This window comes from Fimbriimonadaceae bacterium, assembly GCA_023957775.1.
Lineage (GTDB): Bacteria > Armatimonadota > Fimbriimonadia > Fimbriimonadales > Fimbriimonadaceae > JAMLGR01.
The window spans coordinates 67,368-90,605 of the sequence record JAMLGR010000004.1; the positions used below are offsets into that span (position 1 = coordinate 67,368).

The window sequence follows — 23,238 nt, forward strand, 5'->3', positions numbered from 1 at the left end:
TCATTCGTTCCTCCCGCGCGCCGCATCCGGGTGGACCCATCGAACGCGTTCGATGGACCGGGCGCGGCCGGTTACCCTTTCGACGTCTAAGACCACACCAGAGATTACACCAGGTTTGTCGGCGACCTCAAATCGTTGGGGCAGCGACGTGAGAAACCGCTTGAGGATGACGCTCGGATCCATCCCGAGCACGCTGTCGATGGGACCCGTCATCCCGACGTCCGTGATCGTTGCGGTGCCTCCGGGCAGCACGCGTTCGTCGGCGGTCGTCACGTGGGTGTGCGTTCCAAGCACCGCGGTCGCGCGACCGTCGAGGTACAGGCTCATCGCGATCTTCTCGCTGGTGGCCTCGGCATGGAAGTCGAGGAGCAGGTGCGGGGTTTGGGCCTCCTCGAGGATTCGCTCGATCGCAGGGAACGGATCGTCGTACCCGTCGAGGAACACGCGGCCGCAGACGTTGGCCACGGCCAAGCGGATCCCCTCCTTCTCGACGGCGACCCAACCCCGCCCCGGGGCCGCCTTGGGAAGGTTCGCCGGCCGAACGATCGGCCGGTCGCCATCCAGGTAGGGGTAAATCTCCCGCTTGTTGAACGCGTGGTTCCCGAGCGTGATCGCATCGATGCCGAGATCGAAGAACTCCTCGGCGATCGCAGGCGTGATCCCCACGCCCCCCGCCGAGTTCTCTCCGTTGACGACCGTAAACGACGGAGCGTGGCGGTCGCGCAACGTCGGGAGCCCCAGCCGCAACGCCTCGCGGCCGGGTTTGCCCACCACGTCGCCAAGAAACAGAATCCGGTACGTCATGCGAGCGCTACGGTACCTCACCGTCTGCGATCGCTCGGTGCCTGGTCTCGCGGACCACGACGACATCGACCGGACCGCGGAACTCCGGCTGGTCCCCCAGCAGCGCCGCGACGCGCCTGGCGAGCCCTTCGGCCTCGCGCTCGCCAACTGCGTCGGGCTCGACGACCACGCGGAGTTCGCGACCGGCGCGGAGGGCGTAGGCGTCCTGAACCCCTGGCTCGGCGCGCGCCACGGCCTCGAGGGCGGCGATCCGCTCGAGGAACGCCTCCAGATCCTGCTTTCGCGCGCCGGGTCTAGAGCTGCTGACCGCGTCCGCGATCCGCACGACCGCGGCTTCGGCCGTCTTGGGCTCGACGTCCGAATGGTGCGCTTCGACGGCGTGGCACACCCGGTCGCTCTCGCCCGCGGACCGCAAGAAGGCGGCGCCCGCGACGGCGTGCGGGCCGGGCCACTCCTCTCCCAATGCTTTGCCCAGATCGTGCAAGAGGGCCGCGCGCCTGGCGACGTCCGGGTCGGCGCCGACCTCGGCTGCCAGTCGCGCGGCGAGGTCCGCGCACTCGATGCTGTGTTCGAGGACGTTCTGCGAAGCGCTCGACCGGTAGCGCAACGCGCCAAGAACCTTGAGGGTGGAGGGGGGCAGACCCCCGACGCCGGCGCGCCGGGCCGCCTCGCGCCCGATGTCGGGCAGCTCGCGCTCGAAGGCCGCCCGCGTCCGGCCGTGGGTCTCCTCGATCCGGGCGGGTTGGATCTTGCCCTCTTCGAGCAACGCCTCCAACGTACGCCGGGCGATTTCGCGCCGCACGGGGTCCAGGCACGAGATCGCGACGCTCGGCGACCCTTCCTCGACGAGAAGCTCGACGCCCGCGACCTGCTCGAACGAGCGGAGGTTTCGCCCCTCCCGCCCGATGATGCGTCCCTTGAGATCTTCGCTCGCGAGCGGGACCACGGCCTGCACCGATTCGGCGGTGACCGGGACCGCAACCCGCTCGATGGCGGCGAGCAGCGTTCGGCGGGCACGCTGGTCCGCCTCCTGCTCCAGGGCTTGGACTCGGGCCTCCAACTGCCCGCGAAACGCCGCTTCGTCGAGTTGCACGAAAGGAGGGGTCTTCGCTTCGGGCGTTCGCTTGGCGCGGCTGCGCTCGAAAACGAGCGCGAGCAGGGCGCCGAGCCCCGTGGTCCCCACGAGGATCAGCCCCAGTTCGAGGGGGTCGATGATCAAAGGGACTCCCCCGCCTCGAGCAGAGGCTCGACGATCTCGCGAATCGTCTCCTCGGAGAACCCGCGGCCCACGAGCCGGCGAGCCACGCGGGCGGGCTCCGCAAGCGTCGGCTTCAGGGTCGCCAACCAGGCTTCCGCCCGTTCGCGCTCGGGAGGAAGTTGTGCGAGCACGGCGTCGATGCAGGCGGCCGGGGCTCCCCGGCGGGTCAATTCGGCGCGCAGGGAGCGATCGCCGCACGCCCGCTTTCCAGACCGCGCGCGCGCGACCCCCTCGGCGACCCGCTCGTCGCTGACCAGTCTTCGAGAGCGAAGTCGCTCCAACACGGCGCCGATCTCATCAGAAAATCCCTTCCGCTCCAAGGCCGAAGCGATCTCGGACTCGAACCGGTCCGCAGAGGCGAGCTTGGCAAGCGCGAGTTCCAGAGCCTTCGCAAACTCCGAACCCATGGCGCTACTCGGCTTCGACGGCGACTTCGACCTCCTGCTCGGTGACCGCCTTGACGGGCGCCCGCTCGATCCGGAAGATCTCGCGGACCTTCGCGTCGATCTCTGCGAGAACGTCCGGGTTCTCGTCGAGGTACTGGCGCGCGTTGTCCCGCCCCTGACCCAGACGGATGTCTCCGTAGTTGTAGTACGTGCCCGCACGAGTGACGACCCCGCGCTCCACCGAGACGTCGAGCAGATCGCCCGCGCGGGAGATGCCCTTGCCGAAGATCATGTCGAACTCGACGTTGCGGAAGGGAGGTGCGACTTTGTTCTTGACGACCTTCACCTTCGTCCGGGAACCGATCTGCTCCGTGCCGTTCTTGATCGCCTCGCCTCGCCGGACTTCGAGCCGCACCGACGCCCAGAACTTCAAGGCCCGGCCGCCGGGTGTGACCTCCGGGTTGCCGTACATCACGCCGATCTTCTCGCGAAGCTGGTTGATGAAGACCGCCGACGTGCGGGACTTGCTGATGCTGCCGCCCAGTTTGCGAAGCGCCTGCGACATCATCCGGGCTTGGACCCCCACGAACGAATCTCCCATCTCGCCCTCGATCTCGGCGCGAGGCACCAAGGCCGCCACGGAGTCCAAAACCACCACGTCCACCGCGCCCGAGCGGATGATCGCATCCATGATCTCGAGCGCCTCCTCGCCGGTTGTCGGCTGCGAAATGTACAGCCGGTCCACGTCCACGCCGAGGGCGCGGGCGTACTCCGTGTCGAGCGCGTGCTCCGCATCCACGAACAGCGCGAGGCCGCCCGCGCGCTGCGCTTCGGCGACCAGGTGGAGCGCCAGCGTCGTCTTGCCGCCGGACTCCGGTCCGTAGATCTCGGTGATGCGCCCGCGGGGAATCCCTCCGACTCCGAGCGCCATGTCGAGACTGAGCGAACCCGTCGAGATCGCCTCGATGGCCTCCCGCTGGCCCGATCCGAGCCGCATGATCGCTCCCTTGCCGAAAGAGCGCTCGATCTGCCCGAGCGCCGACTCCAACGCCTTGTCCTTCTCGCTCGAGGCGCCCTTCGCCCCTGTTCCATTTGCCATGTTGGCCATTGTGACCTCCGTCCTCAAAAAGCAGTAGATGTCAGTATACAGGATTTCCCTGGGAATGGCCCGAGAAAGTGGTGGAGGAGGCAAAAAAAGCGCGGCACCGATGGGATGCCGCGCTTCGTCGTGCATGGGGGACGAAACCTACTTTCTTCGTCTGCGGCGACGGAGGGCCGAGGCGAGCGCCGCTCCGGCCAACGCGAACGTGGCGGGCTCAGGAACCGGGGCTGGATTGAGCACCATGTGGGCCGGCCGGTCGCCTGGAGTCCACGACTGGCCTCCATCCAAACTCACTTCGAAAAAGACGTCGAAGAAGCTGTCGACCTGGAACTGGCCGCCCCCCAGCGGGGTGATCGTGGTGTTGCCGAACGAGGGAACGACCGGGTTCTCGCGAATCTGCACCAGCGGCGGCAGCGGAATCGGTTGCACGCTCGTCAAGCTCAACGCAACGATCTCGATCGGAATCTGCTCGGGTGGGCCCGAAACGACGGGTCCGACCATCATGTCGATCTCGACGAAGACATCGAAGAACGAATCGATCGGCGTGGACCCCGAGTTGTCCCGAAAGACACCCGTCATCTCCGTTGTGGTCGTGAGCGGAGTCACGACCAGTGGCGGCAAGATGCAGTTGGAGAATCCCGACCACTGCAATCCGGGCAACAACTGGTGCGCCGGGCCGAAGTTGATGGGCGGCGCACCGAACGGCAACTGGTCTGTATAGACGCCAAGGGGCGGAGGAAGCCAACGATCCGTCGTGATCAGCTGGGCGCTCACGGACATGCTCGCGGATGCGAGACCGACGAAGGCGAGAATCTTGGAACTGGATGGCATGGTTGTCCCCCTTTCAAGCAGAGGAAAGCTCTGCTCTTGCAAATGCAATTGGTAGGATACAACACATTTGGCCTTTTAGCCTCTCAAGATGGGCGCATTAGGTCCCAAGACGGTCCGAAAGCGTCCGGAGCAACCACAGCGCGCACGCCAACTTCGACCGCCGCCCGCTGGACTCCGACCGCCCGTCCGCGAACACGAGAGCCAGATCGTTCGACTCCGACTCGAAGCCGATGTCCGAACGCGATACGTCGTTGACCGCGATCGCGTCCAACCCCTTCGCGGCGATCTTCGCTTGGGCCGTCTCCACCTCCGAACCGGGCTCGGCCGCGAACCCGACGGCCCTGGCTCCCGGCTTCCTGGCCGCCGCGAGCGACGCCAGCACGTCCGGATTCGGGACGAGCTCCAACGTCCACGGCGCGCCGTCCCGCCTCCGCTTGCCCTCGATCGCCTCGGCCGGGCGGTAGTCCGCCACCGCGGCGACTCCGAGAATCCAATCCGCACCCGACGCCAGGGGCAGCGCCGCGTCCAACATCTCCCGCGCCGAGCGCACGCGTACGACCTCGGCCCCGCGCGGCATCGGAACGTCGCCGGGCCCGGCGACGACCTGGACCCGCGCCCCCATCAGCAGCGCGGCCCGCGCGAGCGCCGCGCCCATCCGCCCGCTCGAGCGGTTCGAGAGGTAGCGCACCGAATCGATCGCCTCCTGCGTCGGGCCGCTTGTGATCAACACCGTCCTGCCCTCGAGCGACTTGGCGACCCGCGCGACTTCCAAGACGGCCTCGACGATCTGCGCGATCGAAGCGAGCTTGCCTTGGCCGTTCTCCCCGCATGCGACATCGCCTTCGACTGGCTCCACGAACCGGGCAGCGCGCGCGCGCAGCACCCGCATGGATGCCTGGGTGGCCTCGTTCGCGTACATCGACGGATTCATCGCCGGGGCGATCACCCACGGACCCTCGTAGGCGAGCGCCAGGGTGGAGAGCATGTCGTCCGCCAACCCGCCCGCGAGTTTGGCCAGCACGTTCGCGGTCGCGGGGGCCACCACCAACACGTCCGCCGCCCGGGCCCAGTCGATGTGAGCCATGCGCCCGCGCTCGGGCTCCTCGAACGTGTCGACCAGGCACGGTTGCCCGGTCAGGGCTTCGAACAGCGCGGGCGTCACGAACTGCTGCGCCCCGTCGGTGAGACACGTGCGCACCTCGAAGCCCGCGCGCATCAACTCTCGGGCAAGGTCCGCGGCGCGGTACGCCGCGACGCTGCCGCTGACCCCCAGCACGGCCCGTCCGCTCACGCCGTGGCCTCCGAAACCAGACCCTGGATCTCGCGCACGGCGCGCGCCACGTCGTCGTTGACGACCTGGTGCGTGTAGCGGTCCGCGTGCGCCAACTCCTTGCGCGCGTTCTCGAGCCGAAGGGCAAGCGCTTCCGGCGACTCGGTTCCCCTGTCGCGCATCCGTTGTTCGAGGGCCTCCCACGACGGGGGCACGAGCATGATGCTCAGCACGCCCGGACGAAGCTCCATCACGCGCAGCGCGCCCTGCACGTCGATCTTCAGCACCGCGGTCTTCCCGTCGGCGAGCAGGGCCTCCATGTCCTCGAGCGGCGTCGCGTAGTGCTTTCCGTGAACCTCCATCCACTCGAGGAAGGCTCCCCGCATCGCGCGTTCCATGAACGCCCGCTCGGTCACGAAGTGGTAGTCCACCCCATCCACCTCGCCTTCCCGCGGGGCGCGCGTCGTGTACGCCACCACGCGGACCACGCGGGGGTCGATGCCGCGCCACGCGTCGAGCACCGTGTCTTTGCCCACCCCGCTCGGGCCGCTCAGGATCACCAGTTTGCCGCTCATTTGCCCACCAGCCTCATCATCAGCGCCGCGATCCGCATCGGGTCGTGGCGAACGAAATCGGTCTCGCTCATCAGGTTCGACGCGACCACGCGAAAACCCATCGCGCGAATCCGGTCGATGTCCGGGTCCACCAGAAACTGGCCCGACTCGCGGTACTTCTCCGTCGCCGCCGGGCTCGGCACGCCGGTGTTGACCACGACCACGTCGAACACGCGCTTCACCACGTTGGTCTGCAGCGCCACCACGTGCTCGCACGCGCTGAACGAGTCGCTCTCGCCCGGCTGCGTCATCACGTTGCAGATGTACGCCTTCACGGCCTTCGACTCGCGGATCGCATCGGCGATCCCCGGCACCAGAAGGTTGGGAATCACGCTCGTGAACACGCTGCCCGGGCCGATGCAGATCAGATCGGCTTCGAGGATCGCCTCGATCGCCCCGCTGTGCGCCGCGACGTCGGCGGGGTCGAGGTGGATCTGCCGGATCTTGCTTCCCACCTGGGCGATCTGCGTCTCCCCGCACACCTCGGACCCGTCCTCCATCTCCGCCCTCAGCCGAACGTGCGCGAGGGTCGCGGGCACCACCCGCCCGCGAATCGCCAAGACGTCGGACGCTCGCTCGACCGCCTGCTCGAAGTCGCCGTGCGCCTGGTCCACCAGCGCGGCGATGAGGAGGTTGCCCATCGAGTGGCCGCTCAGCGAGCCGCTGTCGTTCTTGAACCGGTGCTGGAAGAGGTCGGTCATCGACTTCTCCGCGTCGGCGAGCGCGACGAGGCAGTTGCGGATGTCGCCCGGCGGGATCATCCCCTTCTCGTTGACGAGCCGGCCGCTGCTTCCCCCGTCGTCCGTCACCGTCACGATCGCGGTGACGTTGCTCGAGTGCTGCTTGAGGCCGCGCAGCAGGGTGCTCAGACCCGTGCCTCCGCCCAACGCGACGATGCGGGGACCGTGCGCAAGCTGCTGTCGCCGCACGTAGTTGTCCACCATCCCCCCGCGAAACTTGGGGTCGAGCGTGCCGGTCACCTGCCGGATCGCCGCGCGCACGCTGACGAACAGCAGATAGATGCCGAGCGCGAGGAACGCGCCCCCCAGCCAGTGCGTGGCGATGTCGAGGCTCTCGATGGGAACGAACGTGCCGAGCACGGCCTGCGACGCGCGCTGGAGCCACTCCAAAAGCGGCGAGATGAGGAGCTTGAAGCTGAGCGCGGCCCCGATGAGAAACGCCGCGAGCCCCGCGAGCAACCCGACCATGGCTTTGCGGAAGCCCGCGGTCGGCGCGATCATCCGCAGCAGTCGTTTGCGGCTAATCATCGGGCTTGTCGGGAAGGAACACACCCAAGACGCCGTTGATGAACGCGATCATCAAACTGCCCACGAGCGCGGCCAGGAACTGGCTCCACGTGTCGCCCTCGATCGTGAATCCAAGGCCGAATCCCGCGACGAGCCACAGAATCGACGCGTTGATCACGAGCGAGAACAAACCCAGGGTGAGGCAGTTCAAAGGGAGGGTGAGGAACTTGAGGAATCGCCCCAACGTGGCGTTGAGAAACGCGAGGACCGCGACCCCGAGCAGAAGCTGCAGGAACTTCGCCGCTCCCGAGAGATCCACGCGGAACGCGAGCCCCAAGGCTTGGGTCACGAACGACGCGGCAGCCACGGAGCACGCAAGCAGAATCCAGCGGAGAAGCAATCGGGTCATGGGTGGGCCGCGATCATTTTAGCAGGGGTCGGATCGTGGATACTCTCTTCGTCGTGAACGCCAAGACGCCGATGCTCCAGCAGTACTTCAAGGCCAAGGCGGACCACCCGGATGTGCTGATGGCCATGCGGGTGGGGGATTTCTACGAGTTCTACGGCCAGGACGCGGAAACGGCCGCCCACGCGCTCGAGATCACGCTCACCGGCCGCGAGGACGGTTCGAACGGGCGCATCTCCATGGCCGGAGTGCCGTTCCACTCGGTGGAGAAGTACCTCGCGCGCCTCGTCGCCAAGGGGTTCAAGGTCGCGCTGTGCGACCAACTCGAGGACCCCAAGGCCGCCAAAGGCCTCGTGAAGCGAGGCGTCACCCGCGTCCTCACGCCCGGCACGGTGATGGAGGACGCGATGCTCCCGGCGGGGCGCAACAACTTCCTCGCCGCCGTGTGCGTGATCGACGGCCGCGCGGGCCTCGCGACCCTCGACACCAGCACCGGGGAGTTCGTGGTGACCGAACTCGACGCCGCCGAGGCCGAGGACCGACTGCTTCAAGAACTGGCGCGCCTCCAGCCGTCCGAGCTGCTCGTCGGGCCCGAGGCGGGCGCGTACGGCGAGCTGGCGCGCGCGGGGCTGGGCACCGCGATCACCGAGGCGCAGGGCATCGCCGCCGACCGCGCCGAGCGCAAACTCCTCGATCAGTTCAAAGTGAAGAACCTGCGCGGGTTCGGTTGCGACGACCGGCCCGGCGCGATCGTCGCGGCGTCGATGGTGCTCGCCTACGCCGAGAAGAACGGCCTGGCGCTCGACCACGTGGACACGATCGCCTCGTACTCGGTGGACGGATTCATGCGGCTCGACCCCGCCACCCGCCGGAGCCTCGAACTCACGGCGAACCTTGCCGACGGCGGGCAGCGCTTCACCCTGCTCGAAGTGCTCGACGCGACCGTCACCGCCATGGGCTCGCGGCTGCTGCGCAAATGGATCGACCAGCCGCTGCTCGACCGCGATGCGATCGTGGGCCGGCAGGAGGCGGTGGAGCGGTTCCTGCAACACGCCCTCGTGCGCGGCGATCTGCGCGACGGCCTCAAGCGGCTTTCGGACGTCGAGCGGCTGGTCTCCCGCACCGCCGCGGGTTTGGCCTCCCCTCGGGACCTCGGCGCGCTGCGGTCCTCGCTCGACGCCCTGCCGGACCTCGCCGAGCCCCTGCGCAAGGTGGGCCTGGGGCGCATCCAAGAGCTGCGGGAGATGCTCTCCGACCACCGCGACGTGGCTCGGCTGCTCGCCGATGCGCTGGTCGACGATCCCCCTCCGATCGTCCGCGAGGGAGGAGTGATCCGCCCCGGGTACGACCTCGAGCTGGACAAGCTGCGCGATCTATCGAAAAACGGCAAACACTACATTGCGGAACTTGAACAAAAGGAGCGGGGGCGAACGGGGATCGGAAACCTCAAGGTGGGGTTCAACTCGGTCTTCGGCTACTACCTCGAGGTCTCGAAGACCCAGCTCGAGAAGGTGCCGTCGGAGTACATCCGCAAGCAGACCACGGCGAACGCCGAACGGTACATCACCGCCGAGCTGAAGGAGCACGAGTCGCTGGTGCTGGGCGCAGAGGAGAAGGCGGTGACGCTCGAGGCCGAGCTGTTTCACAAGGTGCGGCTGAGGGTGGCCGAACACACGCGGGCGATGCTGCAGACCGCGCGCGCGCTGGCCGAGATCGACGTGCTGGCCACGCTCGCGGAAATCGCCTCGCGCAACGCGTACGTGAGGCCCGAGCTGGTGGACGAGGACGTCCTGCACGTCGTGGGAGGGCGGCACCCCGTGGTCGAAGCGCACACGAGCCAGTTCGTCCCCAACGACACCAACCTCACCGACTCCCGTCCCCCGACCCCCGATTCCCGATTCCCGATTCCCGTCACCCGAGTCATGATCCTCACCGGCCCCAACATGAGCGGCAAGAGCACCTATCTGCGCCAGAACGCGCTGCTCGTGCTGCTGGCGCAGATCGGCGCGTTCGTGCCGGCGAAGGAGTGCCGGTTGGGGCTTTGCGACCGGATCTTCGCGCGCATCGGCGCCAAAGACGAGTTGGCGCTCGGCCAAAGCACGTTCATGGTCGAGATGATCGAGAGCGCGAACATCCTCAACCACGCGACGGACCGCAGCCTCGTGATCCTGGACGAGGTGGGGCGCGGCACCAGCACCTACGACGGCCTGGCCATTGCGTGGGCGATGGTCGAGCACCTCGCCTCGATCGGCGCCAAGACCCTCTTCGCCACCCACTACCACCAGCTCAACGCGCTCGCCGACCAGATCCCGGGTGTGGCGAACTTCCGCGTGAGCGTCGAGGAGTTCGGCGACGAGATCGTGTGGACGCACAGCGTGCTGCCCGGCGGCACGGACCGCTCCTACGGCATCCACGTGGCGAAGATGGCCGGGGTGCCGCACTCGGTTCTCGCGCGCGCCGGCGAGATCCTCGGCGAGTTGGAGCAGACGGCCCAGCCCCCGCAGGCCGTGGGCCCGAGCGTTCAGAAACTGCAGCTCACCTTGTTCGAAGCGGAGACCCCGCCGGTGCAGCGCGCGCTGGAGAACGTGGACGTCAACGCCCTGACCCCGCTCGAAGCGCTGAAACTGCTCGACGAGTGGAAGCGCAAGTTCGGCCGCACCGAGTAACTCCGGGAGGGGTGCCACGCCCGATCGACGGGCGTGCCGATATCAACCTAGGACCCCCGTCCCGTGTCGAGATCGCGTCGAGAAGACCCACAGACCACAAACCACAAACCACAAACCATACTCTTCCCATGACCTCCATCCCCGTGATCGACGTGGCGCTCGACGTGCGCTCGGGTGGGGCGGGGGCGCAGTACACGTACCGGTGGGACGCGCAGGCGCGGGTGGGCGACGCGTTCGTGGTGCCTCTGGGCGGCCGTTCCGTCCTGGGGTTCGTCGTGGGAGTGCGCCAAGTCGCGCCCGAGGATCTCGGGTTTCCCGTCGAACACCTGCGCGAGGCGGAGGATCGGGTGGACGGCCTCAGCCTCCCGGAGTCGCTCATCCACCTGGTGCGGTTTGTGGCCGACGAGTATCTCTGCCCGTTGCCCGTTGCGCTCGGGGTCGCCACGCCGCCCGCCGCCCGAGAGCGCGTGGTGGCCACTTGGACGCTTGCCGACCTCAACGCCGAAACGCCCCTCACGCCGACCCAGAAGGAGATCGTCCGAACGCTTGAGGAGCAGGGGGGAACCCTGGTCGAATCCCCCACGAAGAAGCTCCCCAAGCCCACCCAGCGGGCGCTGAAGCTGATGCGCGCCAAGGGCGTGGTGCACCAGAGCCTTGCCCTCGCGCCCTACGCCGAGACGCGACGGGGGCTCAGCCTTCTTCGGCTCACTCTCGACGAAGACAAGGTCGAGAAGTTTCTCAAGCGCGAAGGGAAGAAGAAGCCCGCGCAGGCGATCACGCTCATGCGCCTCCAAACCGCTTCCCAAAGCCGTCTCACGCCCGCCGAAATCAAGGCGATGAGCGGGGTGACCGACACGACGATCCGCGCTCTGGTGCAGGCGGGGCTGCTCGAGGCCATCGACGCCGACGCGCCGGAGATGCGGCCCGCGCCCACTCCGAACCGGTACCAGCAGCTCGCGATCGACGCGATCGTCCACGCCATGGACGACGGCGAGGCGGCGAAGACGTTCCTGCTGTTCGGCGTGACCGGAAGCGGCAAGACCGAGGTCTATCTGCGCTGCGCGGCAGAGGCTCTGCGCAGGGGCAAGCAGGTGCTGTTCCTCGTGCCGGAGATCGCGCTCGCCGTGCAGGCGCTCTCCCAGCTTCGCGAGCGGTTCGGCAAGAGCGTGGCGCTGCTGCACAGCGATCTTCCCCCGCGGGAGAGGCTGGAGAACTGGGCACGGGTCCGCTCCGGCGAGGCGCCGGTCGTGCTCGGCGCCCGCAGCGCCCTCTTCGCGCCGCTCTCGAACCTGGGGCTCGTGGTGATGGACGAGGAGCACGAGGGCAGCTACAAGCAGGAGACCTCGCCGCGGTACCACGCCAAGCGGCTCGCGGGTTTCCTGGCGCAGCGGTTTGGTTGCCCGTTGGTGCTCGGCTCCGCGACGCCCAGCGTGGAGTCCATGCAGGAGGCCGAAGAGGGCAAAATCAACCTGCTCTCCCTGCCCGAGCGTGCCGCCAGTGCGACGTTGCCCTCGGTGCAGCTCGTGAACCTCGCCGAGGGCTACCGCAACCGGCGCCCGTCGCTCCTCAGCGCGGAGCTACACGCGCACATGGACGCGACCCTTGTGCGCCAGGAGCAGATCATCCTGTTCCTCAACCGCCGCGCGTACGCCCCCTACCTCTCGTGCCGCGAGTGCGGGTATGCGTTCCGATGTTCTCGGTGCGCCGTTTCCTTGGCGTACAGCCGGCACCTGAGGCGCCTTCGGTGCCACCACTGCGGCTACTCGATGGTCCCGCCCGATCTCTGCCCGTCGTGCCAGAGCCCCAAGCTCAGCCCTATGGGGGTTGGAACCGAGAAGGTGGAGGAGGCCGTGCGCGAGGCGTTTCCCGATGCGGCCGTCGCGCGTCTGGACCGCGACGTGGCGCGCAAGCGCGGGGCCCTCGAGGAGACGCTCGCGCAGTTCCGGTCGGGGGACGTGCAGATCCTCGTGGGAACGCAGATGGTCGCCAAGGGCCTCGACTTTCCCAACGTGACCCTCGTGGGCGTGATCGCCGCGGATCTCTCGCTCAACATTCCCGATTTCCGGGCGTCGGAGCGGACGTTCCAACTGCTGTCCCAGGTGGCGGGCCGCGCGGGTCGCGGCAAGGCGCCCGGCCACGTGGTGATCCAGACGTTCAACCCCGAGCACGTGGCGCTGGTGTGCGCGCAGACGCACGCGTATCTCCCGTTCTTCGAAGCGGTGCGGGTCGAGCGCGAGGAGGCGCACTATCCGCCTTTCGCGCGCCTGGTGAACATCGTGCTCAGCGGTCCCCGCCTCGAGCGCGTGAAAGCGTGTGCCGACGAGGCTCTGGAGCTGCTGGAGGAGATCGACGGGATGGTGCTGGGCCCCGCCGACTGTCCGATCGAGCGTCTGCTGGGCGACTGGCGCCGCCACCTGCTGGTCAAACTCGCGCCGGACTCGGACATGGCCGCCCTCCAGCCCCTTGTGGAGTTCCGCCCGACGGACGTGCGCGTCACCATCGACGTCGACCCCTACAGCATGATGTAGCCCCCGTGGCAGTGCGCGGATGAACTCCTTTCAGGGGACACCAAGATGCCGACTGTCGCATTCGCTGTATCGGCGTTAGAGTAAGTGGAGGGCAACCTAAATGAGATTTCACGTGTGGACTCGCAAGCAGGAAACGACCTATGAGGCCATGGTTCCGTGGTTGCCGGGATGCTCCGTCGTCGAACCCTCAAAGGAGCAAGCGTTGGAGACGCTCGCCCGAAGACTGAAGGAGATCGGACGGGAGGATCCCGAAGCGCTCGCGCATCGAGGCTGGGAGGAATACGCCATCGAAGTTCCGACGACCGTTCGCGAACCGGCTCAGGTGGAAAGCGACTACCAGCACGGTCGACCCACGGTGCAGGGTGTGCGCAACCAGATCGCTCTCGGGGGCGCACTGACGGTTCTCGGCATCTCGGGATCGATTTTCGGACTCATGGTTGGAAACATCGTGCTGATTGCCTTGCCCGTCCTTCTGATCATGCTCGGCATGATGGGGATGATCATCGGATTCCTGGGGCAGGACACGCTCAAACCGCACGATGGGTCGTAGAACTCACGCCCGTCCACCGGGCTTGCCCGGTGCCTTGGAAATCGCCGCGAGCGGCTCGGGGTACTGCGACGCGCAAGCGCGCGCACTCCCACACTAGAGTTGCGCTTCGAGCAACCCCTTCGCCGCCGCCAGGGCGGCGTCGAACATCGCGGGGTCCTTGCCGCCTGCGGTGGCGAAGTCGGGGCGTCCGCCTCCGCCCCCGCCGGCGAGCTTCGCGATTTCGCGCACGAGGTTGCCGGCGTGCGCGCCTTTCGCCTGCGCGTCCGGGCCGACCTTGCACACGAAGGTGAGCTTGCCCTCCGCCGCGAGGCCGACGAGCACCACGCGCGCCGGCTTGCCCTCGGCGAGGCGGTCGGCGATCAGCGTCGCCTCCTTCATGTCCCCGTCGCGCAGACCTTGTACCGCCAGTTCCAGCTCGCCTACGGCCGAGATGTCGGCATCGGCGCCGGAGTCCACGGCCTGCGTGCGCATGCGCTCGAGCCGCTTGCGCTCCTCGCGCAGCGTCTCCAGGGTCTTCTCGATCGCCGTTGGGAGTTCGCCGGGGGTCGTTCTCAGCAAAGCCGCCGCTTCGCGCAGCGTCTCGACCTGGCCGCGAACCCACTCGACGGACCCTTCGCCGGTAAGCGCCTCGATGCGCCGGACGCCGCTCGCGGCGGACGACTCGTTGAGGATCTTGAAGAGCCCGATCTCGCTGGTCTGGTTGACGTGGCACCCGCCGCACAGCTCGAGGCTGAACTGCCCGACCTGCACCATCCGCACGCGGTCGCCGTACTTCTCGCCGAACAGCGCCATCGCGCCGGCCTTTCTGGCCTCGTCCAGGGGCAGATCTTCGTGCACGGCGACCGGCGTCGCGGCCAGGATCGCCGCGTTGACCATCTCCTCGACGCGGGCCACCTCATCGGGGGCCATCGCCTTGCCGTGGGTGAAATCGAAGCGCAGGTGGTCGGGTGCGACGAGCGAGCCAGCTTGCGTCACGTGTTTGCCTAGTGCAGCGCGCAGCGCCGCGTGAAGGAGGTGGGTCGCCGTGTGGTTGCGGCAGATGTTCCGCCTTCGGGCAAGGTCGACGGTAGCCCGCACGTCCTTGAAAAACACACCCGTGTCGAGCAGTTGGCGGATCGTGGGCGGGTCCATGCCGACCACGCTGGGACCTTCGAAGTCGGCGAGCTCGGCGTCGTTCCATATCAGGCCGCCGGCCTTCCACGTGTTGTCGACGTGGAAGGCGAAGCCCGGGCCGTCGATCCGCCCCGTGTCGCCCACTTGTCCCCCCGACTCCGCGTAGAACGGGGTTTCGGCGAGCGAGACTTGGAACCGACCCGTGGCCCGGTTCTCCTCGTCGAAGATCGGGCTGATCTGGACGAGGCGCGTGGTGTGGTCCGTGAAGCGGTAGCCGACGAAGCGGGACACGGGCAGCGCGTCGGAGGCGACCGAAAGGACCAGGGTGCCGCTGTGGCTGCCGTAGACCGTGTCCATCTCGCTCGCCCCGCGCGAGCGCTCCTGCGCTTCCTTGAGGGCCATCTCGTAGCCTTCGACGTCCACCTCGATCCCCGCTTCCGCGGCGAGTTCGACCGTGACTTCGAGGGGGAATCCGTAGGTGTCGTAGAGTTTGAAGGCTCTTTCACCTTCTAGTTTGGGCAGTTCGGATTGAGCGTGTTCGATCTCATCCCAGCAGCCAGAGATGACTTGCAGGAACTCCTGATGATTGGTGATCTGATTGAGCCAACGGGTCTCCTTATGGAGGAGCATCTCATCGATTTCGCCTTCGCCAGAGCTATCTAGATTGAGAAACGCACTGATCCCCGTCCTGAAGATCAAGTCTCTTGCGATGCTCGCAAGCTCTTTGAGGAGAGAATCGTAGCCCGCCACCAACGTGCGCCGGAACTGCGCCTCCTCGTTCTGCAGCGTCTCCACGATCACGTCCCGCAGATCGCCCAGCTCGTGGTAGTGGTCTCCCAGCGCCTCGACGACCCCCTCGTACACGAGGTGGAAGAAGGGCTTCTCGGCGCCCAGCGCGCGCTGGCCCTTCAGCACCGCGCGGCGGATGAGGCGGCGCAGCACGTAGCCCCGGCCCGTGTTGCCGGGGAGAATCCCGTCGGCGATGCAGAACACCGCGGTGCGGATGTGGTCGGCGATGATCCTTGCCGCCCGATCACGCCCTTCATCCGCGCCGTACGCGTAGCCGGTCGCCCGCTCGAGCGCCGCGAACACGGGTTGGAACAGGTCCGTGTCGTACACGCTCTGGAACCCGCCCAGGACCGTCGCCGTGCGCTCGAGGCCCATTCCGGTGTCGACGCTCTGGAACGGCAACGGGTCCAGTCCGGCCTTTTCGTAGCCGCTCGCCGGGCGCTCGGGATCGCGCAGCGTGCCCTTCCATTCGAACTGGATGAACACGTCGTTCCAGATCTCGAGCCACTTGCCGGCGGCCTCGTCGCGCAGGTAATCCTCGCGGGTGTAAGGCCCGCTGGGAGGTGGCTCCTTCGCGGTCCAGTAGAACATCTCGGAGTTCGGGCCGCAGGGACCAGGAGGACCGTTCGAGAACGCGCCCGCAGGCCAGTAGTTCGTCTCCTCGCCGAGTCGGAAGATGCGGTGCTCGGGTTCAAAACCTGCCGCCCTCACGTGCTCCGACCAGAGCGCGAACGCCTCGTCGTCGTCCTCGAACACCGTGAACGAGAGTCGCGCGGGGTCCAGCCCGAGCCACTCCTTCGAGGTCATGAACTCCCACGAATAAGCGATGGCGTCCTTCTTGAAGTAGTCGCCGAACGAGAAGTTGCCCAGCATCTCGAAGAACGTGAGGTGGGTGAGGTCCCCCACGCTCTCGATGTCTCCGGTGCGGACGCACTTCTGCGAGTTCGTGAGCCTCGGGTGAGGGGGCGTCGCGGCCCCTCGGAAGAACGGCTTGAACTGCACCATCCCGGCGCCGTTGAACAGCAGCGATTCGTCGAGCTTGCCGGTCACGTCGTAGGGCACCAGCGAACCCGAGGGGTACCGTTGATGGCCCTTCGTTTCGAAGAAGGCGAGGTATTTCTGGCGCAGTTCGCGTGCGGTCATTCGAAGGGGAAGGATACCGGGCGTGGTTCGTGGTTCGTGGTTTGTGGTTCGTGGTTTGTGGTTCCGCCTTCGTTCCACTACGGCGGATCTTCGATGGTTTTTTGGGGCCGCCTACTTGACGCCGATGTAGAGACCTCGGCCCATGAGGCCCTGTTCGTCGAAGGAGACCTTCAGACCCGCTCCCTCGAACGCCGCGATGTACTCCTCGTGGGAATGGAGGGTCGTGTCGTGCGTCTCCACCAGGTGCTCTACGCCCGTTGGCTCTCCGACGAGGTAGTGGAACTCGAACCGCACGCGCCGTCCGTCGCGCACGCTGCTGCTCATGCGGCAGATCTTCAGCTCCGGCTCGTCCACCAGAAGCGCGTGGACGTGGCCCTCGCGGTAGTCGCCCGGAAAGAGCCAGGGCTCGACCATCACCACCCCGCCGGGCCGGGTGTGGCGTGCGAAGCACTCCAGCGCGGCGTTCAAGGACTCGGCGGAGGGAAGGTAGCCCACCGCGCTGAACAGGCACGTCACGGCATCGAAGGTCCTCCCGAGGTCGAACGCCGACATGTCGCCCTCGTGGAGCGGCACGCCCGGCAGGCGCCGGCGCGCCACCTTGAGAAGCCCGGGGTCGAGGTCCACGCCCTCGACCTTGAACCGCTCGGCGAGATGCTGCAGGTGAAGGCCCGTACCGCACGCCACGTCGAGCAGCGAGCCCCCGGTCACCCCATGCGCGGCCAGCAACTCGAGCACACGCGCAGACTCCGCCGCGTAATCCTTGAATGCGTAGATACGGTCGTAGTGTTGGGCGGTCTTGGAGAACATTGTGGTTCTTGGTCCTTCGTCCTTCGTCCTTGGGGCTTGGGCCTTAGGCCTTGGGCCTTGGGCCTTGGGGTCCTTGCGTCTTTGCGTCCTTGGCGTCCCTTGCGTGAAACCCTAACGCTTGTTACGCTCCAACTTCGCGTAGGCGTTGTGCGCGTGGATCGACTCGAAGTTCTCCACCTCGATCTCGAACCAGGTGATCCGCTGCTCCTGCTCGAACGAGAGCGCCACCTCGCGCACCATGTCCTCCACAAACCTTGGCGTGTCGTATGCCTTCTCGGTCACCCACTTCTCGTCGGGGCGCTTGAGCACGGGGTAGAGGTCGCACGAGGCGCATGCTTCGATCGCGTCGATCAGTTCCTCAAGCCACAACTCGCCCTCGAAACGCACCCGTGCCGTGACCAGGCCCCGTTGGTTGTGCGCGCCTCTGGCGCTGATCTCTTTCGAGCAAGGGCACAGGGTCGTGACCGGCACCTGGACTTCGATCACAAAATCCTCGACGGCGCCTCCCGTGGCGTAGAAAGCGCACTCGTAGCCCATCATCGCCTCTTTCCCGGTCACCGGCGCGGCTTTCTTGCGGAAGTATTTGAAGCGCACGTCCAAGTGCGCCGTGTCGGCGTTCAGCCGCTCCCGCAGGGTGGCGAGAATCGTCCCGATGCTCTCGACGCCCACCTCTTCGCGATGGTCGCTGAGCACCTCGAGGAACCGGCTCATGTGCGTGCCTTTGAACTGGTGGGGAAGGTCCACGGTGAGGCTGAACACGCCGATGGTGTGCTGCAGGCCCCGCGCCCGATCGAGCAGCGCCATCGGGTACTCCACGTTGCGGACGCCGACGCGGTCGATGGGGATGTTGCGCACATCGGGGCTGGACTGGATGTCTGCCAGTGGCTGTTTGGGTTCGTTGCTCATCGCGAACCCGATTGTGGCATTCGTGGTTTGTGGTTTGTGGTTTGTGGTTTGCGAGTCGTGTACCATCGAAGCGTGCACCAAGGGTTGGGTGCGCTTGGAGGCGTCGTGTATTGCCCACAGTGCAGGTCCGAGTTCGTTCCCGGCGTAATCACCTGTCCGGAGTGCGACGTACCGCTCGTCGACGCACTTGAGCCACTTCCCGAAGAGCCGCGGCCCAAGAAACTCGTGCCGCTCGTGGTCACCTACAACCCGGGCGACGCGGCGATTGTGAGCGCGTTCCTCGAGTCGCGCGACATCGAGTACTACCTTAGGAACGACGTCGTGGACCGGATGTATCTGCAGCTCTCGCCCATCGAGGTGATGGTGAACGAGGACGACCTCGCCGCCGGCATGGAGGCGCTCAAGGACCTCGACCCGAGGTTCACCAAGGATTGGGAGAAAGAGGAGTAAGGGTCACTCGTCGGGCATGCCTGAGAACGCGGCTTCCAGCAACTCCAAGGTATGCATTACCCGCACCTTCCGCCCCCTTTCGCGGGCTCCCTGGGCAATCCACGCGTGGCAGCCGGGATTGCCGCTCACGACGATGGACGCGCCTGTCGCCTCGATGAACTCCATCTTGCGCTCGAGCAGCTCGCGCGCCAGCGCCGGCTGGGTCACGTTGTAGACTCCCGCGCTGCCGCAGCAGCGATCGGATTCGCCCAACTCCTCGAGCGAAACGCCGGGGATCGCTTCGAGCAGCGCTCGGGGCGGATGGCGCACGCCCTGCCCGTGGGCGAGGTGGCACGCGTCGTGGTACGTCACGCGAAGCCCGTCGCGATTCGAGTCCGCCGAACTCCACCTCGGCTGGGCACCGCGCAAGACCTGGGCCAGGCCTTCTCGCAGCAGGAACTCGGTCGCGTCGAACGTCCGCCTCCCAAAGCCGTCGAATCCAGGATCGCCGGTCTGCTCCGCGCGCTTCAGATACTGCCGGAATGGCCCCTCCACCGGTTTCGTCAAATCCGGCTCGAGGTGGCCGCCCACCGCGTGTCCCGCCACGGTTCCCAGCTCTTTCAAGAAGCTCCCGCACCCCGCCGCGTTCACGATGACCGGCAACTCCTTCGGCATGTTCTGCATGAGGAGCGTCGCCATGTCGAGGGCCCTGCCCAAGAAGCCCCCGTGCACGTGCAGGGCGCCGCAGCAACCGGCCTTGGGGGCCGGCTCGACCTCGTACCCGACGCGGCGCAGGAGCCGGCGCGTGGCCTCGTGCACCCGGGGATAGAGCACGCGCATGGCGCACCCTTCCAGCAGGTACACCCGCCCCTTCACCGGGGGAAGCCCCGCGGCTTCCAGTTTCGGCCAGTCGCCGGTCGGCTGCGCTTGTGGCAGGTCCGCCTCGGGGGCCTCGCCCGAAAGCAGGCGACTCACCCAATGCGGCATGCGCCGTCCGCCGAACACGCGGCCGAGCAGCAGCTGCACGCGCAGCAGGGTCGGGTTGGCGACCGTATCGACCAGGGCCGCCTGCACGCGGCGCGGGTGCGAGGTCTCCAGCCGATGACGCGCGAGTTCGAGGATCTGGCCGTACTGGACGCCGCTCGGGCACGCGGTTTCGCAAGCCCGGCATCCCAGGCACGTGTCGAGGTGCTTCCGGACCCCGTCGTCCCAAGGCAGCGCCCCCTCGTCGGCGCTCCGCGCGAGGTAGATGCGGCCCCGGGGGGACTCCGTTTCGCGCCCCGTGAGCACGAATGTGGGACACGCCTCCAGACAGAACCCGCAGCGGATGCAGTGGGTGGTCAGTTCCGAAAGCTCGCTCACCACGCCCCCATCGCGCCGGGGTTCAGGCGCGCATCCGGATCGAAGATCGACTTGGCGCGGCGCATCCACTCGCGCATCGGTCCTTCGGGAAGGGGCTCCCTGCCCGGAGCAAGCACCCAATCCTCCGCGAACCTGGGCAGCGCCGATCCCGCCCACAGCGTGCTACTGGCCTCGTCGGCGCGGTGCGGGACGTCCCGCGCCGCATGGCACAGGCCGGCGAAGTCCGCACGCAACGTCCGTTGGATCCACGCGTGCTCCAAGGCGATCGCCCCCTCGCCCGTCAGCGCCGGCGCCGGGAGCGCCCGCAGGGGGAATGTGCGCAGCACGACCTCGGCGATCACACCGAGCGTCCCCCGCGCGCCGATCATGAGCTTCTGCACGTCGTAGCCCGCCACGTTCTTTACGACGTGGGACCCGCACTTGGCGATCGTCCCGTCGGGCCGCACGACGGTCAGCCCGAGCACCCAATCCCGGACCCCGCCGCACGGACCCTGGAGCGCGTGCGGCAGATTCATCGCCACCAGGCCCCCGACCGTTCCCGGCAACCCCGCGGGAAGGGGGCCGACCTCGTCCCCGGCGGGCATGGGCAGGCACTGGCCCTGGGTGCGCAGCTCGTCCTGAAGGTCCTCGATCGGGGTGCCCGGACGGACGACGACGACCTGGTCGTTCGGCGACCACTCGACGAGACCCCGAAGCGCCAACGTGGAGATTGGCGAAGCGTCGTTGTCCAGACACAGGGCCGCCTTGGTGCCCCGTCCGTGGATCCGCCAGGGTCCGCCGCTTCGGACGACTTCCGCGAGGAGTTCGAGGGTGTCCGGACTTACCATCCCACCCCCCGCCATCGCTTGCGGTGCTCGATGCAGCCCTTCTGGTTCGGCAACACCTTGCACGGGTTGCACAGCCGGCCGTCGGTGAAGATGGCCTTCACGTCGGCCTGAAGCCGCAGGTCCTCCTCGCTGAACATCAGCGCCATGAGGTCGAGCTTCTCCACGCCGATGCCGTGCTCGCCGCTCACCGACCCTCCCAGGGCGATGCACCGCTTCATCAGCTCTTCGCCCGCGGCCACCACGGCTTCGACCTGTTTGGGATCGCGATCATCGAAATAGAAGCACGGGTGGATGTTGCCGTCGCCCGCGTGGAAGATGTTCGCGACCCCGACGCCGTAGCGCGAAGCGGTTTCGTAGACGGCCTCGAGCATCTCCGGAAGCTTGGAGCGCGGGATGACCCCGTCGTGAGTGACGATGCTCGGGGCGAGCCGACCCATCGCGCCGATCCCCTTCTTCCGCGCGATCCAGAGGCGCTGGCGCTCCTGCTCGTTCTGGGCGATCGCCACGTCCAACGCCCCGTTTTCGCGGCAGATCGCTTCGGCCGCCGCCATCTCGAGCGACGCATCGTCGGGGGCGCCGTCGCACTCGATGAGCAGCAGCGCCTGCGCGCCTTCGGGATAGCTCAGGGCGAACGTCTGGGACACCGCGCGCAGCACCCCGTGGTCCATGAACTCGAGCGCGGCGGGCACGACGCCCTGCGCGATGATCTGCGCCACCGTCTCCGTTGCGGCCCTCACCGAGGGGAAAGAGGCCAGCGCCGTCTCGACGTGGGCCGGAACGGGTGTGAGCCGGACCCATGCCTCGGTGACAACGCCCAGAGTCCCTTCCGCCCCTACGACCACGCCGACGAGGTCGTAGCCAGGGGCACCTGGGACCCTCCCACCCACTTCGAGCACGTCGCCCTCGGGGGTCACGAGGGTGACCGCCAGCACGTGCTGCACGGTGACTCCGTACTTGAGCGTGTGCGGCCCTCCGGAGTTCTCCCCGATGTTGCCGCCGAGGGTCGAGACCGATTGGCTCGAAGGATCGGGCGCGAAGTGCAATCGGTCCTCCGCCACGGCCGCCGAGAGGTGGGCGTTCACCGCGCCCGCCTGGGCCTTCAGGCACCGGTTCGGCACATCGATGTCGAGAATGCGCCGCATGCGCTTGGTGGAAATCACCACGCCGCCCAGCGCCGGAAGGGTCCCCCCGCTAAGCCCTGTGCCCGCGCCGCGCGCCGTGAAGGGCACGTCGTGCGCCGCGCACCAGCGGATCACAGCTTGGACCTCCTCGGTGCTTTCGGGCAGCACGACGGCGGTGGGCTTGGAGCGGTCCACCGTGTACGCGTCGCAGTCGTAGGCGCGCCGCGCGGCGCCGGTGGCCAGCACGCGCTCTTCGCCCAGCAACGCGCGCATCTCGCGCACGAGCAGATCTTCGTCGAAGGCAGAAGGGGCAGACACCTGATGGGAGTGTAGCTCTCGGGGACGGGAATCGGGGGACGGGAATCGGGAATCGGGAATCGGGAATCGGGCGGCCAAACCACAAACCACCAACCACCAACCACCAACCACAAACCATAGGTACCCTTGCGTCGTGTTCGCTACGTTCGAAGGGCCGGAGGGGGCGGGTAAGAGCACGGCGATCCGCGCCGTGGCCGCGCACCTGGAGGCCGAGGGGTGCGAGGTGGTGGTTACCCGCGAGCCGGGCGGAGGTTCCATCGGGCCCGCGATCCGCGAGATTCTCCTCCACGGGCCGTCGCTTCAGCCCTCGACCGAGGTGTTTCTGTTTCTGGCCGACCGCGCCCAGCACTCCGTCGAGGTGATCCGGCCCTCGCTGGACGCAGGCAAGGTCGTGCTGTGCGACCGGTTTGCGGATTCGACGGTGGTGTACCAGGGACATGCGCGCGGTTTCGATGTGGAACGCCTGCGCGCGTGGAACGACCTCGCCACCGGCGGACTGCGCCCGGACATCACCCTCTTGTTCGATCTCGAACCGGAAGTGGGTCTGGCGCGGCTCGCGAACAAGGACCGAATGGATGCCGAACCGCTCGCGTTCCACCGCCGGGTGCGCGCGGGTTTCCTCGCCGAAGCCGAGCGCGATCCCGATCGTTGGGTCGTCCTCGATGCGTCTCAGGACCAGGAGTCGCTCGCACGCGCGGCGGTCCTCGCCATCGATGCGCGCCTCAAGAAGTGATGGATAATGGTCTCGCCCGGCCGAAAGG

At 67.3% G+C, this 23,238-nt stretch carries 20 protein-coding genes; 5 read left to right on the forward strand and 15 right to left on the reverse strand.

Translation table 11 applies throughout. The annotated features are described in order from the left end of the window. From M9921_04605 to M9921_04645, 9 genes are all read right to left on the reverse strand, one after another. Positions 1–804 carry a TIGR00282 family metallophosphoesterase gene (locus M9921_04605; GenBank protein MCO5296117.1) on the reverse strand — a complete coding sequence of 268 codons (804 nt, stop codon included), beginning with the start codon at positions 802–804 and terminating at the stop codon, positions 1–3. 7 nt (positions 805–811) lie between these two features. Beyond that, entirely contained in the window at positions 812–2,023 is a 1,212-nt protein-coding gene (locus M9921_04610) for an HD domain-containing protein (GenBank protein MCO5296118.1), read from the reverse strand. Next, positions 2,020–2,469, reverse strand: coding sequence for a RecX family transcriptional regulator (locus M9921_04615; protein MCO5296119.1), 450 nt, complete (start codon positions 2,467–2,469; stop codon positions 2,020–2,022). The genes M9921_04610 and M9921_04615 overlap by 4 nt, the downstream gene beginning before the upstream one ends. Positions 2,470–2,473: 4 nt before the next feature. After that, a complete protein-coding gene (recA, locus tag M9921_04620) occupies positions 2,474–3,547 on the reverse strand; it encodes a recombinase RecA (GenBank protein MCO5296120.1) in 1,074 nt (357 codons plus the stop codon). Between the two features lie 147 nt (positions 3,548–3,694). Beyond that, positions 3,695–4,381, reverse strand: coding sequence for a PEP-CTERM sorting domain-containing protein (locus M9921_04625; protein MCO5296121.1), 687 nt, complete (start codon positions 4,379–4,381; stop codon positions 3,695–3,697). Between the two features lie 97 nt (positions 4,382–4,478). Then, positions 4,479–5,672, reverse strand: a complete 1,194-nt coding sequence (gene coaBC, locus M9921_04630; protein ID MCO5296122.1) for a bifunctional phosphopantothenoylcysteine decarboxylase/phosphopantothenate--cysteine ligase CoaBC — start codon at positions 5,670–5,672, stop codon at positions 4,479–4,481. Beyond that, on the reverse strand, positions 5,669–6,226 hold the full coding sequence (gene gmk / locus M9921_04635; GenBank protein ID MCO5296123.1) for a guanylate kinase: 558 nt from the start codon (positions 6,224–6,226) through the stop codon (positions 5,669–5,671). The genes coaBC and gmk overlap by 4 nt, the downstream gene beginning before the upstream one ends. Further along, positions 6,223–7,533: a uridine diphosphate-N-acetylglucosamine-binding protein YvcK gene (yvcK, locus tag M9921_04640; protein ID MCO5296124.1), complete on the reverse strand. Its 1,311-nt coding sequence runs from the start codon at positions 7,531–7,533 to the stop codon at positions 6,223–6,225. The genes gmk and yvcK overlap by 4 nt, the downstream gene beginning before the upstream one ends. Then, on the reverse strand, positions 7,526–7,921 hold the full coding sequence (locus tag M9921_04645; protein MCO5296125.1) for a phage holin family protein: 396 nt from the start codon (positions 7,919–7,921) through the stop codon (positions 7,526–7,528). The genes yvcK and M9921_04645 overlap by 8 nt, the downstream gene beginning before the upstream one ends. 35 nt (positions 7,922–7,956) lie before the next feature. On the opposite strand from M9921_04645, the gene mutS reads away from it, so the two are divergent. The 3 genes from mutS (at position 7,957) to M9921_04660 (ending at position 13,662) form a co-directional block, all read left to right on the forward strand. Beyond that, positions 7,957–10,584 carry a DNA mismatch repair protein MutS gene (gene mutS / locus M9921_04650; GenBank protein MCO5296126.1) on the forward strand — a complete coding sequence of 876 codons (2,628 nt, stop codon included), beginning with the start codon at positions 7,957–7,959 and terminating at the stop codon, positions 10,582–10,584. Between the two features lie 128 nt (positions 10,585–10,712). Beyond that, positions 10,713–13,112: a primosomal protein N' gene (gene priA / locus M9921_04655; GenBank protein ID MCO5296127.1), complete on the forward strand. Its 2,400-nt coding sequence runs from the start codon at positions 10,713–10,715 to the stop codon at positions 13,110–13,112. Positions 13,113–13,212: 100 nt separating this feature from the next. Continuing rightward, positions 13,213–13,662 carry a hypothetical protein gene (locus M9921_04660; GenBank protein ID MCO5296128.1) on the forward strand — a complete coding sequence of 150 codons (450 nt, stop codon included), beginning with the start codon at positions 13,213–13,215 and terminating at the stop codon, positions 13,660–13,662. Between the two features lie 93 nt (positions 13,663–13,755). Here the strand turns inward: M9921_04660 and M9921_04665 are convergent, their stop codons facing one another. From M9921_04665 to folE2, 3 genes are all read right to left on the reverse strand, one after another. Further along, positions 13,756–16,707 carry an alanine--tRNA ligase gene (locus M9921_04665; protein ID MCO5296129.1) on the reverse strand — a complete coding sequence of 984 codons (2,952 nt, stop codon included), beginning with the start codon at positions 16,705–16,707 and terminating at the stop codon, positions 13,756–13,758. Between the two features lie 111 nt (positions 16,708–16,818). Next, positions 16,819–17,514 carry a methyltransferase domain-containing protein gene (locus tag M9921_04670; GenBank protein ID MCO5296130.1) on the reverse strand — a complete coding sequence of 232 codons (696 nt, stop codon included), beginning with the start codon at positions 17,512–17,514 and terminating at the stop codon, positions 16,819–16,821. Between the two features lie 111 nt (positions 17,515–17,625). Then, positions 17,626–18,420, reverse strand: a complete 795-nt coding sequence (folE2, locus tag M9921_04675; GenBank protein MCO5296131.1) for a GTP cyclohydrolase FolE2 — start codon at positions 18,418–18,420, stop codon at positions 17,626–17,628. Positions 18,421–18,525: 105 nt separating this feature from the next. Here folE2 and M9921_04680 point away from each other — a divergent pair, with 105 nt between their 5' ends. Next, a complete protein-coding gene (locus M9921_04680) occupies positions 18,526–18,870 on the forward strand; it encodes a DUF2007 domain-containing protein (protein ID MCO5296132.1) in 345 nt (114 codons plus the stop codon). A 3-nt stretch (positions 18,871–18,873) separates the two neighbouring features. Here M9921_04680 and M9921_04685 read toward each other — a convergent pair whose 3' ends face one another. From M9921_04685 to M9921_04695, 3 genes are read right to left on the reverse strand one after another with little or no spacing between them, the layout of a single operon-like run. Beyond that, entirely contained in the window at positions 18,874–20,211 is a 1,338-nt protein-coding gene (locus M9921_04685) for a (Fe-S)-binding protein (GenBank protein MCO5296133.1), read from the reverse strand. Continuing rightward, complete coding sequence (locus M9921_04690; GenBank protein MCO5296134.1) at positions 20,208–21,038, reverse strand: FAD-binding oxidoreductase; 831 nt, start codon at positions 21,036–21,038, stop codon at positions 20,208–20,210. The genes M9921_04685 and M9921_04690 overlap by 4 nt, the downstream gene beginning before the upstream one ends. Further along, on the reverse strand, positions 21,032–22,477 hold the full coding sequence (locus M9921_04695) for an FAD-binding protein (GenBank protein MCO5296135.1): 1,446 nt from the start codon (positions 22,475–22,477) through the stop codon (positions 21,032–21,034). Before M9921_04695 ends, M9921_04690 begins: the two co-directional genes overlap by 7 nt. 133 nt (positions 22,478–22,610) lie before the next feature. Between M9921_04695 and tmk the strand changes: the two genes are divergently transcribed. Next, positions 22,611–23,210 carry a dTMP kinase gene (gene tmk, locus M9921_04700; GenBank protein MCO5296136.1) on the forward strand — a complete coding sequence of 200 codons (600 nt, stop codon included), beginning with the start codon at positions 22,611–22,613 and terminating at the stop codon, positions 23,208–23,210. Positions 23,211–23,238 lie beyond the last annotated feature (28 nt).